At 60.0% G+C, this 16,607-nt stretch carries 11 protein-coding genes and 1 pseudogene; 5 read left to right on the forward strand and 7 right to left on the reverse strand.

From position 1 onward, the window contains the following. The first annotated feature begins 33 nt into the window (after nucleotides 1-33). The 3 genes from OHD58_RS25115 (at nucleotide 34) to OHD58_RS25125 (ending at nucleotide 5,420) form a co-directional block, all read left to right on the forward strand. Nucleotides 34-1,425, forward strand: coding sequence for a sigma-54-dependent transcriptional regulator (locus tag OHD58_RS25115; protein ID WP_263806400.1), 1,392 nt, complete (start codon nucleotides 34-36; stop codon nucleotides 1,423-1,425). Then, nucleotides 1,418-3,487, forward strand: coding sequence for a HAMP domain-containing sensor histidine kinase (locus tag OHD58_RS25120; protein WP_263806401.1), 2,070 nt, complete (start codon nucleotides 1,418-1,420; stop codon nucleotides 3,485-3,487). The genes OHD58_RS25115 and OHD58_RS25120 overlap by 8 nt, the downstream gene beginning before the upstream one ends. Nucleotides 3,488-3,767: 280 nt before the next feature. Beyond that, nucleotides 3,768-5,420: an OFA family MFS transporter gene (locus tag OHD58_RS25125; RefSeq protein WP_263806403.1), complete on the forward strand. Its 1,653-nt coding sequence runs from the start codon at nucleotides 3,768-3,770 to the stop codon at nucleotides 5,418-5,420. 84 nt (nucleotides 5,421-5,504) lie between these two features. Here OHD58_RS25125 and OHD58_RS25130 read toward each other — a convergent pair whose 3' ends face one another. The 4 genes from OHD58_RS25130 to modA all read right to left on the reverse strand — a co-directional run bounded on the left by OHD58_RS25130 (nucleotide 5,505) and on the right by modA (nucleotide 8,575). Continuing rightward, the gene (locus OHD58_RS25130; RefSeq protein ID WP_263806404.1) at nucleotides 5,505-5,846 is read right to left on the reverse strand and encodes a winged helix-turn-helix domain-containing protein; all 342 of its coding nucleotides are present in this window, start codon (nucleotides 5,844-5,846) and stop codon (nucleotides 5,505-5,507) included. A 72-nt stretch (nucleotides 5,847-5,918) separates the two neighbouring features. Continuing rightward, entirely contained in the window at nucleotides 5,919-7,031 is a 1,113-nt protein-coding gene (gene modC / locus OHD58_RS25135) for a molybdenum ABC transporter ATP-binding protein (RefSeq protein WP_263806406.1), read from the reverse strand. Continuing rightward, on the reverse strand, nucleotides 7,028-7,732 hold the full coding sequence (gene modB / locus OHD58_RS25140; protein ID WP_263806407.1) for a molybdate ABC transporter permease subunit: 705 nt from the start codon (nucleotides 7,730-7,732) through the stop codon (nucleotides 7,028-7,030). The genes modC and modB overlap by 4 nt, the downstream gene beginning before the upstream one ends. Nucleotides 7,733-7,780: 48 nt before the next feature. Next, on the reverse strand, nucleotides 7,781-8,575 hold the full coding sequence (gene modA / locus OHD58_RS25145; RefSeq protein ID WP_263806409.1) for a molybdate ABC transporter substrate-binding protein: 795 nt from the start codon (nucleotides 8,573-8,575) through the stop codon (nucleotides 7,781-7,783). Nucleotides 8,576-8,907: 332 nt separating this feature from the next. On the opposite strand from modA, the gene OHD58_RS25150 reads away from it, so the two are divergent. Both OHD58_RS25150 and OHD58_RS25155 read left to right on the forward strand, forming a co-directional pair. Beyond that, entirely contained in the window at nucleotides 8,908-9,555 is a 648-nt protein-coding gene (locus OHD58_RS25150) for a glutathione S-transferase family protein (protein WP_263806411.1), read from the forward strand. A gap of 975 nt (nucleotides 9,556-10,530) precedes the next feature. Next, nucleotides 10,531-10,737, forward strand: a pseudogene (locus OHD58_RS25155) (transposase); the annotation flags it as partial. Between the two features lie 190 nt (nucleotides 10,738-10,927). Here the strand turns inward: OHD58_RS25155 and OHD58_RS25160 are convergent. The 3 genes from OHD58_RS25160 to OHD58_RS25170 form a co-directional block, all read right to left on the reverse strand. Then, on the reverse strand, nucleotides 10,928-11,221 hold the full coding sequence (locus OHD58_RS25160; protein ID WP_263806537.1) for a DUF982 domain-containing protein: 294 nt from the start codon (nucleotides 11,219-11,221) through the stop codon (nucleotides 10,928-10,930). Between the two features lie 1,448 nt (nucleotides 11,222-12,669). After that, complete coding sequence (locus OHD58_RS25165; RefSeq protein ID WP_263806412.1) at nucleotides 12,670-13,407, reverse strand: M48 family metallopeptidase; 738 nt, start codon at nucleotides 13,405-13,407, stop codon at nucleotides 12,670-12,672. After that, nucleotides 13,404-16,607, reverse strand: a complete 3,204-nt coding sequence (locus tag OHD58_RS25170; RefSeq protein WP_263806413.1) for a type I restriction endonuclease subunit R — start codon at nucleotides 16,605-16,607, stop codon at nucleotides 13,404-13,406. The genes OHD58_RS25165 and OHD58_RS25170 overlap by 4 nt, the downstream gene beginning before the upstream one ends.

A 16,607-nucleotide genomic window follows, 5' to 3' on the forward strand; every position in this document is an offset into this window, starting at 1 on the left:
CGGCAGGGGCAGCGCTTAGCTGGGAGGAAGACTATGCCGGCCGAGGCGATGCGCAGGCCCAGGGAGATCGTTAGCGATCCGGAATTCGGTCCATGGCTTGCACAGGCCTCAATTCTTGTCGTGGACGACGAACCCGGCATGCGCAATTTCCTGATGCGCACGCTTGGGCCGCGTTGCAAACGCCTTGAAGAGGCGGCCGACACCGGGGAAGCATCACGCAAGCTCGACGAATTCCACTTCGACGTTGTCATCCTCGACAACATCATGCCGGGCAAGAACGGCGTCGACTGGTTGGCCGAGCAGCGTGCGATTGGCTTCTTCGCCGACGCGATCCTGATGACGGCCTATGCGGATCTCGACACCGCGATCCAGGCATTGCGCGCCGGGGCGGTCGATTTCGTGCTCAAGCCGTTCCGCTCCAACCAGCTTCTCAACGCGGTCGCCCGCTGCCTCGACCGCGTTCGCCTGCAGCGCGAGAACTACGTGTTGCATTACGAACTGCGGTCGCATTCGGACCACATCCTGCTGCGCGACAAGCTGATCGGCGAATCGCCCGCCGTCAGGCAGGTGCGCGATGCGCTCGCCCGTGTCGCGCCGCTGCCCACCTCGGTACTGCTGACCGGCCAGTCCGGAACCGGCAAGGAGGTCGCGGCCCGATCGCTTCACTCCCTCTCGGATCGGGCCGACAAGCCGTTCGTTCCGGTGAACTGTGCCGCTATCCCGCCTGACATGATCGAGAGCGAACTCTTCGGCCACCTGAAAGGTGCATTCACCGGTGCCGAAACAATGCGTGAGGGCCTGTTCATGCATGCCCAGGGCGGCACGTTGTTTCTCGACGAGATCGGCGAACTGCCGTTGGCGACCCAAAGCAAGCTGTTGCGCGCTCTCGAAGACAGGCGCGTGCGGCCCGTCGGCTCGGAGCGCGAGATCCCGGTCGATCTGCGTTTCGTTTTCGCGACCAACGCGGAACTGGAAAAGGAGGTCCAGAAGGGACGGTTCAGGGCCGACCTTTTCTTCCGCATCAATGTCATGCAAATCCACCTTCCGCCGCTGAAAGACCGTGGCGACGACGTGCAGGAACTTGCAACGCTCTTCATGCGCAAGCTGTCGCAGCAGCTTGGCATGCCGCCGGTGCCGATCCCGGATAAGATGCGGGCTGCGTTCGCACGCTACGACTGGCCCGGCAATGTGCGCGAACTGCGCAATCTTATCGAGCGCACGCTGATCCTGGGGCGTTTCCCCGACGGGTTGGGGCTGGACAGCCGGACGCCTGAAGTGCCGGGCGACGCCAGTCTTGCCGATGTCGAACGGAGGCACATCCTTTCGGTGTTGAAGGAAACCGGCGGCAATCGCGATGAGGCAGCGCGGCGTCTCGGCATCTCGCGCAAGACCATCGACCGCAAATTCGCTTCCCGGGATGGCTGACACCGTTTCTCCAGTTGCCGGTATAGGCGTTCGTCCGAATGCCGGGACCCAAACCGTCCCCGTCGGGAGCGGCAGGTCCGTCCGCTTCAGGCTCCTGGCGATCGCTCTTTTGCCCACCCTCGTCATCCTGCCGCTGCTGCTTGGCGTAACCATCGTCCGCTGGAACGCCAAGTTCGATGCGACGCTGATCTCCAAGGTCAACGGCGACCTGACCATCGCGCATCAGTATCTGGCGCGCATCCTGGAGAATACCGGCGAGAAGGTGCAGGCGCTGGGCGCCTCGGCGCGTTTTCGCGATGTGATCGCGGGCGGTGCGGGCGATGCGCAAGCGATGGATCTATTGCTCGAGCACAGCCGGACTGCGCTCGGTTTCGACTTCCTTTTCCTAGTCGATGCCGATCGAAAGATCGAGGCGTCCGCCCGTGAACACCCCGCCACAACGCCCAGGACGGACTGGCCTATTGTCGCCTCCGCGCTTGGTGGCGCGCCCTCTACCGCGATCGACATCTTCGCCAATGAGGAATTGGCTCATGTGGCGCCGGACCTGGCCGAACGGGCGCGCATCGATCTGGTGCCGACACCGAACGCTGTTCCAACCAGTCGCACACAGGAAACACGCGGCATGGTCGTCCACTCGGCCAGTCCCGTCACTCTGGCGGATGGCCGGTTGGCAGCGTTGGTCGGCGGCATCCTGCTCAACCAGAACCTGGTTTTCATCGACACCATAAACGATCTGGTTTATCGCGAAGCAAGCCTGCCCGAGGGCAGCCAGGGAACCGCGACGCTGTTCCTCGACGACGTCCGCATCTCCACGAATGTCCGTCTGTTCGAGGGGCGTCGGGCACTCGGAACGCGGGTCTCGGCGGTTGTCCGCTCAACGGTCCTCGACATGGGCCGCACCTGGCTGGACAGCGCCTTCGTGGTCAACGATTGGTACATTTCCGCCTACGAGCCGATCGTGGACAGCTACGGCACGCGCGTCGGCATGCTCTATGTAGGCTTCCTCGAGGCGCCGTTCACGGCTGCGAAATACCAGACGCTGCTCCTGATCGCGCTTGCCTTCCTGGCGATCACGGCCGCCAGCATCCCGATCTTCCTGCGCTGGGCGCGCGCCATCTTCCAGCCGCTGGAGCGGATGACCGGCACCATCGCCAAGGTGGAAAGCGGTGATCTCGGCGCGAGGACCCGCCATGGCGATGGCAAGGACGAGATCGGCCGGGTGGCGCTGCACCTCGACCATCTGCTCGATCAGTTGCAGGAGCGGGATCGCGAATTGCGTGACTGGAACGAAGAGTTGAACGCGCGCGTCGAGGAACGTACGCGCGAATTGCAGCTTGCCAACCGCCAGTTGGAGGCGACGACCAAGCAGCTCATCATGTCGGAGAAACTGGCGGCGATCGGCGAGATCACCGCCGGCGTCGCGCATGAGATCAACAATCCGATCGCGGTGATGCAGGGTAATCTCGAGGTCGTGCGCAATGTCATGGGCAAGAAAGCGCAACTGGCGACCACCGAGTTTCGCCTGCTCGACGAACAGATCCACCGCATCAGCCAGATCGTCACCAAGTTGCTGCAGTTCGCCAAGCCCGAAGAATATGCGGGCTATGTCGAGCGTCATGCACCTGCCGACGTCATTTCCGATTGCCTGCCGCTGGTCCAGCACCTTCTCAACAAGGCGAAGATCGAGGTCGTGCGCGAGAGCAAGGCAGTTCGGCTGGTGTTGATGAACCGCACCGAATTGCAGCAGGTGCTGGTCAACCTGATCGTCAACGCCATACATGCGATGCCGGACGGCGGCGTGCTCACCCTGCGCACTGCCGATCGGAACCTCGAAGGCCGCCCGGGACTGGTCGTGGAGGTTGCCGATACCGGGGTCGGTATGACGCCCGAGGTCATGCGGAAGGTGTTCGATCCATTCTTCACCACCAAGCGCCGCGAGGGAACCGGCCTCGGTCTCTCGATCAGCCAGACCCTTGTGACCCGTCAGGGCGGTCGGATTTCAGCCGACAGTGAATCGGGCAAAGGAACCACCTTCGCCATCTGGCTGCCCGAAGCGGCCTGACCGCGCCGGACAATTTGTCCGGCTCTATGGACAAATTGTCCATAGGAATTTCCCATCGGCCCATAAGCATTTGAAATCGTTGCTTTCGCCTTCTGGCATGCGAGTTGCTTATTCGAAGAAGCAACCGACTGGGAGGACGGCCATGCAGACAATGCGACCAAGCGAATAGTCGATCGGGCACGACCGAGGCCGTGACGGCGGATCGGTTGTGGTCGGAGCAATCAAGGTAACCAGCTGGACAAGACCGCCGGGAAACTCTGGCGGAACGGAGGAGAATTGCATGTCCACAGCAAGTGATACCATTTCCGGCGGCCTGAGCGGCGGCGGAATTCTCGATCGTGAAAAGATCATCGCCAAACCGGGCTTCAACCGATGGCTTGTACCCCCGGCGGCGCTCGCCATCCATCTGTGCATCGGCATGGCATATGGTTTCAGCGTCTTCTGGCTGCCGCTTTCGCGAGCCATCGGCATCGACCAGCCGGTCGCCTGCGCCGACCTCAACCTCATCTCAGCACTCTTTACCACGACCTGCGACTGGCGCGTCGCCGATCTCGGCTGGATGTACACTCTGTTCTTCGTCTTGCTGGGCTCCGCGGCCGCCATCTGGGGCGGTTGGCTTGAACGGGCCGGGCCGCGCAAGGCGGGTCTGGCCTCGATGATATGCTGGTGCGGCGGCATGGTCATCGCGGCCTTCGGCATCCTCACCCATCAGCTCTGGGTCATGTGGCTCGGCGCCGGCGTGATTGGCGGCATCGGCCTCGGCCTTGGCTATATCTCGCCGGTTTCGACGCTGATCAAGTGGTTCCCGGATCGGCGCGGCATGGCAACGGGCATGGCCATCATGGGCTTCGGCGGCGGCGCCATGATCGGCGCTCCACTCGCCAATTTCCTGATGAACTACTTCAAGACGCCGGATTCGGTCGGTGTCTGGCAGACCTTGCTTGTCATGGCCGCGCTCTACGCCGTGTCGATGACGTGTGGCGCTTTCGGCTACCGCATTCCGCCGGCGGGCTGGCGTCCGGACGGCTGGACTCCTCCCGCCACCGCAAAGAGCATGATAACGACACGTCACGTCCATCTGCGCGACGCCCACAAGACAACCCAGTTCTGGCTGATCTGGGCGGTGCTGACGCTCAACGTTTCGGCCGGCATCGGCGTCATAGGCATGGCGTCGCCAATGCTGCAGGAGATCTTCGCGGGCAAGCTGATCGGCTTGCCTGATCTCACCTTCAACCAACTCGATGCCTCTCAGAAGACCGCGATTGCCGGCATTGCAGCCGGTTTCGCCGGGCTGCTTTCGCTGTTCAACATCCTGGGCCGCTTCTTCTGGGCCTCGCTGTCGGACTATATCGGCCGGAAGAATACCTACTACACGTTCCTGCTGCTCGGCATCGCGCTCTACGCGCTCGCCCCCGCGGCAGCGCACATGGGCAGCCAGCTGCTGTTCGTGCTGATGTTCGGTGTCATCCTCTCGATGTATGGCGGCGGCTTCTCCACCATTCCGGCCTACCTCGCCGATATTTTCGGGACGCAATTCGTCGGGGCGATCCATGGCCGTCTGCTGACGGCATGGTCCACCGCCGGCATCATCGGGCCCGTCGTCGTCAATTACATCCGCGAGTTCCAGCTCGCTGCGGGAATCGAGCGGGCACAGGTCTATGACTTCACGATGTACATCCTGGCCGGCATGCTGGCGCTGGGCGTCATCGCCAACTTCTTCGTCAAGCCGCTGGATGACAAATGGTTCATGTCGGACGAGGAAGTTGCCGCCATGCAGGCAAAGACCACGGCTTCACAATCGGGGCACACCGGATCTTTCGGCATCGGCAAGGGCGGGCTCGACACCAAGGCGGCGTTGGCCTGGGCTGCTGTCGGCATCCCGATTCTCTGGGGCGTATGGATCACGCTGCAGACGACGGCGAAAATGTTCTAGCCTCGTTTGGGCTAGCGGATCAAACCCTTCGGCACCGCGTGCCGGAGGGTTTTCTTTAGGTGGAAGAACTCGCCGTGGACGGCGTCAAGCGGCTTCGATTTCAGCCTGCAGCGCGATGATGTGCTGCTCGGCAACCGAAGCCGCCGCCCGCTCGATGGCTCGAAAACGGCTGATGACCGCGAGCCCGACGGGGGTGAGCTGTGCGCCGCCGCCGCGTTTGCCGCCGGTCTGCGCAGAAACCACCGGCTTGCCGAATAGCTTGTTCATCTCCTCGACGAGATCCCACGCGTGCTTGTAGGACATGTTCATGCCGCGCGCCGCAGCGGAAATCGATCCGAATGCCGCAATCTGCTCGAGCAGTTCGATCTTGCCGGGTCCGATGCGTCCGTCCGGATCGAGATTTATCCTCAAGCTGAGCGATGGCATCGACAAAACTCCCGATTCCTGGCGAAACATCTGCCTTTTCGGTGTTCTAGCAGAACAGCGTTGTCCATGTCGTCATCGCTTCGTTCCACCCTCGACGCGTGAGGCGGTGTTGGCTTTGTCGAACGTCACCGCCTTGACCACCGCGAATACGCTCTTGCCGGTTTCGAGCCCCAGAGCCCGCACGGAGTGGCGGGTGACGCGGGAGACCAGGATATCGCCGCCGCAGTCGATTTTCACGCGCGCTTCCGTCCCGTCGTCGGTGGTGATCTCCGAGATTTTCCCGGCCAGGATGTTCATTGCGCTGAGCCCGTGCGGTCGCTCCGTCGCGATCATCACATCGCGGGCTCGAACCCTCACACGGACAAGGCTGCCTGCTGGCGCATCCATCCGGGGCAGCCGCCACTCGCTCTCGCCCGAGCGCAGGATGCTCAACCCAAATGCGTCGTCGTGTGCCTTGATCTCGAGCTCGAGCACCGCGCCGCCTTCCGCCCGCTCTTCCTCCGGCAGCAGATCGAGCCGCTGCATGATCTCTCGTGTAGAGCCCGATGCGGTGACCTTGCCGTCTGCGAGCACGACGATGTCGCTGGCCAGCCGCGCCACCTCCGAAATCGAATGGCTGACATAGACGATCGGGATCTTCGTCTCGTCGCGCAGCCGCTCGATGTAGGGCATGATCTCGGCCTTGCGTGCCTCGTCGAGCGAAGCGAGCGGCTCGTCCATCAGGATGAGTTGTGGACTGGCAATCAGCGCACGGCCGATCGCGACGCGCTGCTTTTCGCCCCCTGACAGAAGATTTGGCCTGCGGTCGAGAAGGCCGCCGATGCCGAGGAGTTCCACCACGGCGTCCAGGTCGGCGTAGCGTTCCTGCCTTGGCCGGAAGAAGCGGCCATAGCGCAGGTTTTGACCTACGGTCATGTGAGGGAAAAGTCGCGCGTCCTGGAACACATAGCCGATGCGCCGTTTGTGCTTGGGCAGGAAGGTTCGGGCAGCCGTGTCGGCCAGAACGCGTCCGTCGACTGCGATACGGCCCCTGTCCGGCCGGATCAGTCCGCCGATCAGGTTGACGAGCGACGTCTTGCCCGAGCCTGACGGCCCGAACAGCGCCGTCAGGCGGCCGTTCGATTCGAAGGCGGCGTCGAGTTCGAAAGCACCCAGCTGGTGACGGATATCGACCGAGAGCGTCATTCGATTTCCATGGTTCTGCCGACGCGGCGGGCGAGCACCTCCGACGCGATCAGCGCCAGCATGGCAATGGCGATGGAGATCAGCGTCAACCTGAGCGCACCGGCATCGCCGCCCGGCACCTGGGTGAAGGTATAGATCGCCGAGGGCAAGGTTTGCGTTTCGCCCGGGATGTTGGAAACGAAGGTGATGGTCGCGCCGAATTCGCCCATCGCCTTGGCGAAGGAGAGGATCATACCGGCGATGATGCCGGGCAGGATCAGCGGCAAGGTGATCGTGGCGAAGACCCAGAGCGGATTGGCGCCGAGCGTGCCGGCCGCCGCTTCAAGCCGCCGGTCGACCGCTTCGATCGACAGCCGGATGGCGCGTACCATCAGCGGAAACGCCATGACGCCGCAGGCAAGTGCCGCGCCTGTCCATCGGAAGGAAAACACAATGCCGAAATATTCGGCCAGAAACGAACCGATCGGTCCGCGCTTGCCGAAGCTCAGGAGGAGCAGGTAGCCGGTCACCACCGGCGGCAGGATCAGCGGCAAATGCACGATGCCGTTGAGGATGGATTTACCCCAGAATCGGCCCCGCGCGAGGATAAGAGCGACCAGGATGCCGAAGGGCAGACTGGCCACCATCGCCCAGGTGGCGACCTTGATGGAAAGCCGGACCGCATTCCATTCGTCGGGTGTGAGGTCCAGCAGCCATTCCATGCGTCAGGCCATGATGCGGATCGTCGGAATCATGGCCTGAAGTCTATCTTAGTTCGAAGCGGCCGGCGCAAGCACCGTGAAGCCCTGCTCCTCGAAAAGCGGCTTGGCCTTGGCTGACTGCAGGCATTTCAGGAAAGCCGCCGTGTCGTCGTCCTTGGAGGCTTCGGTCTGCGCGATCGGATAGATGATCGGCGGGTGCGTGTCTTCCGGGAAGGTGCCGACGACACTGACGCCCGGCTCGGCATTGGCATCGGTCTGGTAGACGATGCCGAGCGCGGCCTCGCCGGTCGACACGAGCTTGAGTGCTGCGCGCACATTTTCAGCCTGCGCCACCTTGCCTTCGACGGATGGCCAGACCCCGAGTTTCTCCAGCGCGGCCTGGCCATATTTTCCGGCCGGCACCGCCTTGATATCACCCATGGCGAGCTTGCCGTCACCGACGAGGCCGGCAAGGTCGAAATTGGGGGCGATCGTCGCCTCGACCTTGGAATCGGCGGGGGCCACCAGCACGATCCTGTTGCCGAGAAGCTTCACTTCCGTGTCCGCCTTGGTCAGTTTCTTGTCGGAGAGATATTTCATCCAGTCGAGATCTGCCGAAATGAAGACGTCGGCCGGCGCGCCTTCCTCGATCTGCTTCGCCAGCGCGGAGCTTGCCGCGTAGGAAATCGTCGCCTGTTCGCCGACATCGGCCTCGCAGGCGGCGTTCACGGCGTCGAGGGCATTCTTCAGGCTGGCCGCGGCAAAGACGACGACCTTTTCCTGCGCGGCGGACGGGGTAGCTGAAAGCAGCGCAGCCGCTACGCCGCCGACGGCCAAGGCAAGCACCGTCCCGAAATTTCTCATGATGTGAACTCCCTGTTGTCTTGATGACTATTCCGAAGGCTGGCTTCTTGCCATCGATATATTCAGTGAAACATAACAGTGAAAATATGTCTATCAGCCCTTTCGAGATTACCGCACAGGTTTCGAGAGGGTCTCGCTTGGCCCCGTTTATCGCTGTTGTACCGCTTTCGGTCATTGCAAGAGAATATAGCGGATCGGCATACGGCAAGGGCCGTCGTGCCATCAGCCGGATCGATTCGAGACTGCATCGACTGCTCCGTGCGCGCACGAGATAGGGAGACGAAAATTTTCGTGCGATAAGACGCCCGGCGCTCATCAAGGACCGAGATGGAATGAAACTGCTGTTCAGCCGCAATCCCAATCCCCGCCTCGCCGTCGCGGTGGCGCGCTATCTCGACGCGAAGGTCGAGTTTGAATTCGCCTCTCCCTTCGCGCCAGGGCAGGCGGAGTTATACCGCCCGCTCAATCCAAATCTTTCGCTTCCGATACTTGTAGGCTCCGGAAGAGCGCTGTGGGAGACCGATGCCATTGCCTGCCGGCTTTCCCGCGACGCGCGTTCGGATTTCTGGCGCGTCGGCGACGATGAACCCGAGATGATCCGATGGCTGAGCTGGGGCAAGGAGAACTTCACCAGGGCTTGCGACATCGTGCATTTCGAGCGGGGGACCAAACTGCGCTATGGGCTTGGTCCGCTCGACCGTCAGCGCGTCGAGGAGGGGCTAGGACAATTCCGGACGGCCGCCGGGATACTTGACGCCGAGCTTTCCGGGCGGGAATGGCTGGTTGGGCGTTCGGTTTCCTATGCCGACTTCCGCATGGCGACGTTGCTGCCGTTCAACGATGTCGCCGGATTGCCGCTCGAGGATTATCCTTCCATCGTCCGCTGGTATGGCCAGTTCGGCGAAATCGACGCGTGGCGCGATCCTTTCAAGGGACTGGACGCGCCCGAATTGCCGCCGGTTCCAAGGTTAGTGGAGTGATAACGCATTGAAATTTTTGGTGCCGCTTGCGGCTCGGCTGTCTAAGGAAGATCTGGAGGCGCTCACTCCCGTCTCTCAGCGTCCGCATCGCTATTCTGCCGTAGTATCGCTGGAGGCATCCGGGGCGAGGAAGAACTGATCTCGCTGTCGCGGAATCCGCTGGGACGCTAGGGTCAGAGAAACTCGGCAGCTGACCTGTCATCCGCACCCGCTGGAATGATGTCTGTCCGGCGGCTGTGTAAGGTGCTCCGGTCGGACATCAGGCCCCTCACAACCGGAGCACCCCTGCCTCCTGCGTGGGGGGTGGGCGGAGGCAGCGGCCCTATCTGTCAGTCCGTGACGAGGATCTGGCAATACACTTGGGGTCATAGATGGCAGAGCGGCGCGACATCAAAAGAGAGATGCTCCAGTCGGATAGGGCCTGTTCTATCGCGACCGGAGCACCTTCGAGTGCCCCCGCACGGAATTACGAGAGATTATTATTGTTGGAAGCACTGCCCTATCTGACGCCCACATCGAACAACTGGAAATACAACTGTGGGTATAGGGTGCAGGTGTAAGCCCTTAGTGAACTTCAGCCGAGCCAACCGGCAAGACCGACGAACAAATAGGCCGAAAGTGCCAGCCCGGCCGTAACTGAGATCATCGCAAAAATTGTCAGATCCTCGTACTCATGAACCTTCCTGCGACGCCCGACCCACGGTGCTACCTAGGACTGGGGAGGTCTTAAGCGCCCAATGAACAGCGCGCGCAGGATCAACCAAATCACTACGATACAGAAGATCGAAATCGGCCACGTGTAGTAGATCAATTCAAAAAGGAATACTCCGTACATCGGATCGATGGCCGACGCCACGACAAGCCCGAACGCGTAGAGGATGATTGCGAGAATGAAGTACATTGTGTGACCTTTTAGCGGATGATGATTGACATGAAAACGACGAACGTGACGCCGAAGATCAGGTCAAAGAGCGCGGCGCTTTCGCCAACATCCCGCCGAAGGCAAACCGGAAGTGGAAGAACTGCTTCTCGCCGCACCTCTACCGGAACCGCAACGCCATTGAGCGCATGTTTTGCAGGCTCAAGGACTTCCGCCGTATCGCCACTCGATACGATCGACTAGCTACAAACTTCCTCGCAGCGGTCTGCATCGCAGCAACCGTCCTCAGTTACTGGTTATGAGTCCGGACCCTAAGCTTCACGCCGGGCCATGAGGAGCTTCGAAAAGGTTTGCCATAGCTCTGTTTCGTCGACGATACCGTTGGCGAAAGTTTCCACAACTTGCAGGGCGAGCCATTCCCTCTGGTCCTGGTCGCTGCGGTTACATCAGCGGGCAGGCAGCGGAACCTTTCGTTAACCAAATCAGCGCAGGCTAATATTTATCGGGGACGGGGTTGCGTATTGCCCCCGATCGGTGACCCGGCAGGAAAGGCGGAAACCACTGCCCGCCGATCAGGCAACACCCTGTCGGGGAGCTGACACTGGTATCCTTTAGACGGGGAGCCGCCACGACCAGCATTGGGGGGATCATCCATGCGGGGAGTGCGGAAGTCTCCTCCAGGATGTTTGCTGATATCGCAAAGCCGACGAACGCGTCTTTTGCCGCCGATCTAGGATAGCCGCCTTCAAAGGCGCGTTGGCAGGCCCGAAGGGCCGTATCGTAGATCGGCCCCCGACGACTTTCGGGCCACTCTCTTGAATGAGGGCCCCGTTCTTAACAAAAACCGGGCTGTCAAACATCCGAACGTTCATCAGAGGATTGGCACAATGTGCGTAGGCGCCGATTTTCGCTTTATGCATAATTGCAACCGGGCGCGGTGGTACCGTCCCGGGCCGCAACTCGGACGAGATATCCAGGCAATCGCTGCCGCGTCCACCCATCGATGTGTGGCCTAGTGTCATTGCCGAGGATCGATAGCTACCCATGCTTTTGATGAAGGGCGCTCTCAATCCGGCCGAGTAGATCCAGCGCATCCGTCTGCTACCACGGCTCGAGCTTCTCGTGCATTAACAGGATCGTCAGTTCGTGGGCACTTTCCGCGGCATCGGACCAGGTCGGAAATGTTTCTCGGAGCACTTGGTCAAGCGGACAGCTTCGGCAGTCGGGATAGCGGTGCCTGCGGAAATATATGCCCGAAGTTCGATCAGGGCGACGGTCGGGAGGGGGCGGGGTGACCAGTTGTCGGAACCGCCCCTCCACAATATTACCAGATCATGGGCATCGTCGAGCGGGACAATCTGCCCAATCGCCGTAGAGCCTACATGAACCGAATGACATCCAGCCGCCATCTCTCAGGCAAGTCCTAGTCTGGCAGGTGCCCTGGACGCAACGCGTATAGCACTGATCCCCAGTTCCGAAACCTTGAGTCTGACAGCTCAGCGTTCCAACGTCACCGCTCTGCAGCGGATCGGCCGTCTTGGACGGTGAGGTTTGAGCCAGAAAAGCGGCCGAGAAAACAATCGTGGCAATAGCAAGGCTGGCTTTGGCTTGATAACTAATTCGCATTGCACTCCTCCCGTTGAAAACCCAAAGGTAATCTTGGCGCGCGTCACACGAGTGTGACTCCCCGTACCTCCAAATGCAGACCCTGGGCTGCGCCCCGTCAGCTCCGCCTGGCGTTTTTTGCATTTCAGGGAGTAGCATGCCGGCAGCTGGGGGGCGACTAAGGAGTTCCAAGCAAGCTCGTCGGTGACGACCGGGAAGCGCCACCATGCCGTCATCCAAGAGGCCGGATGGGTGTAACTTTATGATACGGCTGAGATTTTTGGTGCCGCTTGCGTGACTCGAACACGCGACCCCATCATTACGAATTGTTTTTCGTAACAATATCAGAGATTTAGACGCTCTACGAAATCGTTGGACCCTACTGGACAAGCCATTGGCCGGAATCCACTTTCGGGAGTTGAGAGGTAGCACAGGGTATCACCCGGTTGCCACCCCTTTGATCCCGCGACACTACTAGCAGCCTACAGTTCGCGGTTGGCCCTACTAATCGGCACGGCACCAGCCGGACCTCCCCCTATCAACGGCGCTCACAGTTTGGGGCGGGGGCGGGAGTCCGTGGACGTCGGGATGTCCTGGTTGCCCCGGATTCTTGGTAACGATCGCGTTCGTCATCTGAGAAATTCTTCCAGTCGGGCTTTTCGGCTTTCCCAATCCGGCATGACCGCGTCCAATAAGCTGTGCCATTCCTTTCCATGATTGGGGTGGAATGCATGGGCAAGTTCGTGGCAAATTACGTAGTCAATCAATAAAGGACTGGCCCTAACCAGATCGACATTGAGGACAATGCGCCCTTTCGGTGTGTAGCTACCCCACCGCTTCGACATTCGACGCACGACCAATATTGGCGTTCGTAAGCCCTTTCTGGTGAATGGAGGAATGGCCGCCGCTAGTCTCTCCCGAAAAACGGCACGTGCGGTAAGCGTATAGAAGGCGGAAAGCAGACGACGACAATGAACCTGATCGTCCACACGTCGCGCCGAGATGTTCAATCTTGAGCCTTCGACGCGGACATACGCGTCATCGGATTCTTCGATTGATAGCCTGTATTGCCTGCCAAGAAGCAGGTGCGTTTCGCCAGAAACCAATCGTCTCTCGGGCGTGGTGACCGGCCTAGCGGCAATCCGATCGAGTTCACGGAATATCCACGCGCCCTTCCGGCTCAGCCGTTCATATATCGCATCGATAGGTTCGCCGGACGGAGCAAAGACGACCACTCCTCCCGATGGCTGAACCTCTATGCGTAGGACGCGCCGGTCAGTGCGCCTTAAATCTGCGACGGTGCGTCGTTCACCCCAGCCAATCTCAATCTGCTCGTGTTTAGCTGATATCGGAGCCAATGACCTCATTGGGCCAATCTCACCCGCGCTGAGGCAAGAACATCATCAATGACTGCATCAAGGATCGATGGGTCAATTAGCAAGCTTCGCCGACCGCGTAACTCTTCGAAAAAGAAATCGTCGATGTCGTTACGGATCAGGTTTTCGACGTCACGGTCATTTTGCCAACCAATCTTGCGGCGACTCTGAACAATCCTGCTCACCTCAAGGGCGATGTCCGCAGCCAGTTCAACGTCACCAACTCCAGCCTTTTCCAAATTGCGCTTTGCCAGTCCCCAGAATGCTTGCGCATGGCTGTCATCGCGGAGGCGGGAAGGCGTCGGATCGGCTTCATCCTGTCGGTGCTGGACCTTCTCCCGAAGCTCCTTGACCTTGCTGAGGTAAGTGAGTTCGTTGATCCGTCCCTTATGGAAGTCGGCAATGGTGTCACTGACCAGCTTGGAAAACTTCTCGAAAAAGACGGGGTCTTCATCCCACTTCTCTTCGATGGACCGCGTCAACTGATGCGCAATCGTATCTGCAATCGAGGCATCCGTTTCCGTCTTTTCGCTCCTGCGGGCCTCGATCGCGATATCGTCAAAAATGTTCAGTGGCTCTACCAGTGTTACGACATCGCGCGCGACCACGTGTCTATCGAGAAGCTGACGAACGCGCTTTTCGTAAACTCGCCAATCAACTCTGTCGGCGTAGCGAAGGCTTACTGAGGCTCGCAACGACGTGAAACGACCTAGATCGTCCTTCCAGCGCTTCAGCAGCTCAGGCTTTGTATTCTCGACAAAAGACGGGGACGCCAGTGCCACGGTGAACGCTCGAGAGAACTCGGAAAGCCGCCGATAGAATTCTTCGCGGGTTTCTTCGTCTGCCAGCAATCGGGCATAGGCTTCGGCATCGTAGGTGTTGGATACGGACTTAAAAATATCCAGGAGCGCCGCATGCGCTCCCGGCACTTTGTTCGCTTCGTCTCGGATCGCTACTATGCTCTGGGCAATATCTTCAGCGCTGAATCCTTGCAGCGCGTCATAGCTCGCCAGCGCTTCGCCAAGGTTCTTCAGAACTCCGGTATAGTCGATGATGAACCCGAAGGGTTTTTCGGGAGCACCCTCCTCATCAAAGACCCGGTTCACGCGCGCTATGGCTTGCAAAAGCCCATGCTCCTTGAGCCTACGGGCCACGTAAAGAACTGTGTTTCGCGGCGCATCGAAGCCCGTCAGCAGCTTATCAACGACAATGATGATATCGGGATAAGACGGCCCTTGGAATTGCTCGACAATAGTCTTGTTGTAGGCCTCCTCGCCGCCGTAGCGCTCCATCATCCTTCGCCAGAAGGTGCGAACGAGATCGTCGTCAGACTCATCGACCTCGTCTTCACTTTCACGCATCTCAGGGGCAGAGATTACGACTTCGGTGCTGACCACCCCGAACGTGTCAAACAGCTTCTTGAGCTGGATGGCAGCGCGCTTGGATGACGCCGCAAGCTGTCCTTTTAGGCCAGTGCCTTTGAAGTTGGTGGCGAAATGCTGCCCGACATCGAACGCGATGGATTGAAGTCGCGACTCGATCCCCTCCACCTCACGCGCCCGGCTCATCTTCCGCTTTAGGTCTGCTCGCTGATCGTCTGATAGACCGCGCGTGTGTACTTCAAACCATCGGTCGATTTGGCCTTCGTCTACGTCGGTAACGACTTCTCGCCCTTCGTAGAGGAGCGGCACCACTGCCTTGTCGGTGACCGCGTCCCGCATCGAGTACGACGGCTGCACGAGATCGCCGAACTTGGCGAAGGTGCTCTTTTCCTTCTTGGCAATGGGGGTGCCGGTAAAGGCGATGAAGCAAGCGTTGGGCAGCACTTCCCGCATTCGAGCGTGGAGGCTATCCAGATTGCCGTACTGGCTACGGTGACTCTCGTCCACGAGCACGAAAATCTCAGAGGACTGGTCGACAACCCGCCGCTTGTTGAGGCCCGCCCTGAATTTGTGAATCAAAGTCGTGACGACGGGGGTCTTGTCCTCAATCAGCGCCAGAAGGTTCTCGCCAGTCGCGGCACGCTTGGGTTCCTGCCCTGTGGCACGGAACGTCTTTGAAATCTGATCGTCCAGATCGGTTCTGTCAGTGACGATCACAATCCGGGCCAAAGCATTGGTCATGACAATGGCTTTGGCGAGCATCACCATCGTCAAGCTCTTGCCCGAACCCTGCGTGTGCCAAACAACGCCTCCTCGCCGCTTGCCGCCGGGATCGCGTTCCTCGGTGCGCTTAAGCAACGTCTCGATGGTCGCGACCTGCTGATAGCGGGCTACCTTCTTGTGCGGACCGTCGAACAGCATGTAACGCCGGACAAGCCGCATGAAACGTTCGGGCCGGCATAGGCCCACAAGTGTCTCGTCCAGCGGCGTGACGAAGCGATGATCCTCCATCAGCCCGTTGTGACGTTTCATGTATGAGGCGAAATCCAGTGCCACCCGTTTGCCCTCAACGGTGTCGAGGGGCCGATTCACGACTTGTACGGCGAAGTCGGCAGGGTCTTCTCGCTCCTTCCAGACGCTCCATAGCTTGCGCGGCGTGCCGACAGTGCCATAACGCGGGTCATGGCTGTTTGCCGAAAGCAGCAACTGCGCCGAATAGAAGAGCGCAGGCACGCCTTCTCCTGCCTTCTGGTTGCGGATCTGCTGACCCACACCCTGATCCGATGAGACATGAGAGGCCTTCACCTCGATCACGCCAAGCGGGATGCCATTGACGAACAGTACAAGGTCAACGCGGATCGTCGGCCCACCCGCTTCGCTGACCGTATACTCGGCGGCGACTTGAAATGTGTTAGCGCGCCAGTCGGACCAGTCGATGAACTTGAAGGGCCATTCCCGGGATGTCGCTCCAATGGATTGCGGCAGGGCGATACCGAGAAACAGGTCGTCGGTCATACGCTCATTAGCGCGGACGACGCCTTCGGGAATCCTGTCGCTCAGGCGGCGAATGGCAGCATCGATATTGGCTTCTGAGAAGGAGTGCGCTCGACCATCAAGCTGAATACGATTGATCCGTGCGAGATCAGCGCGCGTCTGCGTTTCCAGGAACGGTAGCGTTCGCCGGCCGTCACGCCACTGGTCGGTCTCCGCCTTTGTGACATAGCGCCAGCCACAATTGATCAGCGTGTTGAGCGCCTGAAGCTGCGCGCCACCTGCCTCGGATGTGGTGAACTCGGGGGATTGGCTCAT

It is taken from the genome of Mesorhizobium sp. ZC-5, assembly GCF_025753855.1.
Classification (GTDB): domain Bacteria; phylum Pseudomonadota; class Alphaproteobacteria; order Rhizobiales; family Rhizobiaceae; genus Neomesorhizobium.

Bases quoted from the DNA above. Each gene is read 5' to 3' on its own strand.
- OHD58_RS25125 (WP_263806403.1), top strand. From the start codon at position 3,768: ATGTCCACAGCAAGTGATACCATTTCCGGCGGCCTGAGCGGCGGCGGA.
- OHD58_RS25150 (WP_263806411.1), top strand. From the start codon at position 8,908: ATGAAACTGCTGTTCAGCCGCAATCCCAATCCCCGCCTCGCCGTCGCG.
- modB (WP_263806407.1), bottom strand. From the start codon at position 7,732: ATGGAATGGCTGCTGGACCTCACACCCGACGAATGGAATGCGGTCCGG.
- OHD58_RS25115 (WP_263806400.1), top strand. From the start codon at position 34: ATGCCGGCCGAGGCGATGCGCAGGCCCAGGGAGATCGTTAGCGATCCG.
- OHD58_RS25130 (WP_263806404.1), bottom strand. From the start codon at position 5,846: ATGCCATCGCTCAGCTTGAGGATAAATCTCGATCCGGACGGACGCATC.
- modC (WP_263806406.1), bottom strand. From the start codon at position 7,031: ATGACGCTCTCGGTCGATATCCGTCACCAGCTGGGTGCTTTCGAACTC.
- OHD58_RS25170 (WP_263806413.1), bottom strand. From the start codon at position 16,607: ATGAGCCAATCCCCCGAGTTCACCACATCCGAGGCAGGTGGCGCGCAG.
- OHD58_RS25165 (WP_263806412.1), bottom strand. From the start codon at position 13,407: ATGAGGTCATTGGCTCCGATATCAGCTAAACACGAGCAGATTGAGATT.
- modA (WP_263806409.1), bottom strand. From the start codon at position 8,575: ATGAGAAATTTCGGGACGGTGCTTGCCTTGGCCGTCGGCGGCGTAGCG.
- OHD58_RS25120 (WP_263806401.1), top strand. From the start codon at position 1,418: ATGGCTGACACCGTTTCTCCAGTTGCCGGTATAGGCGTTCGTCCGAAT.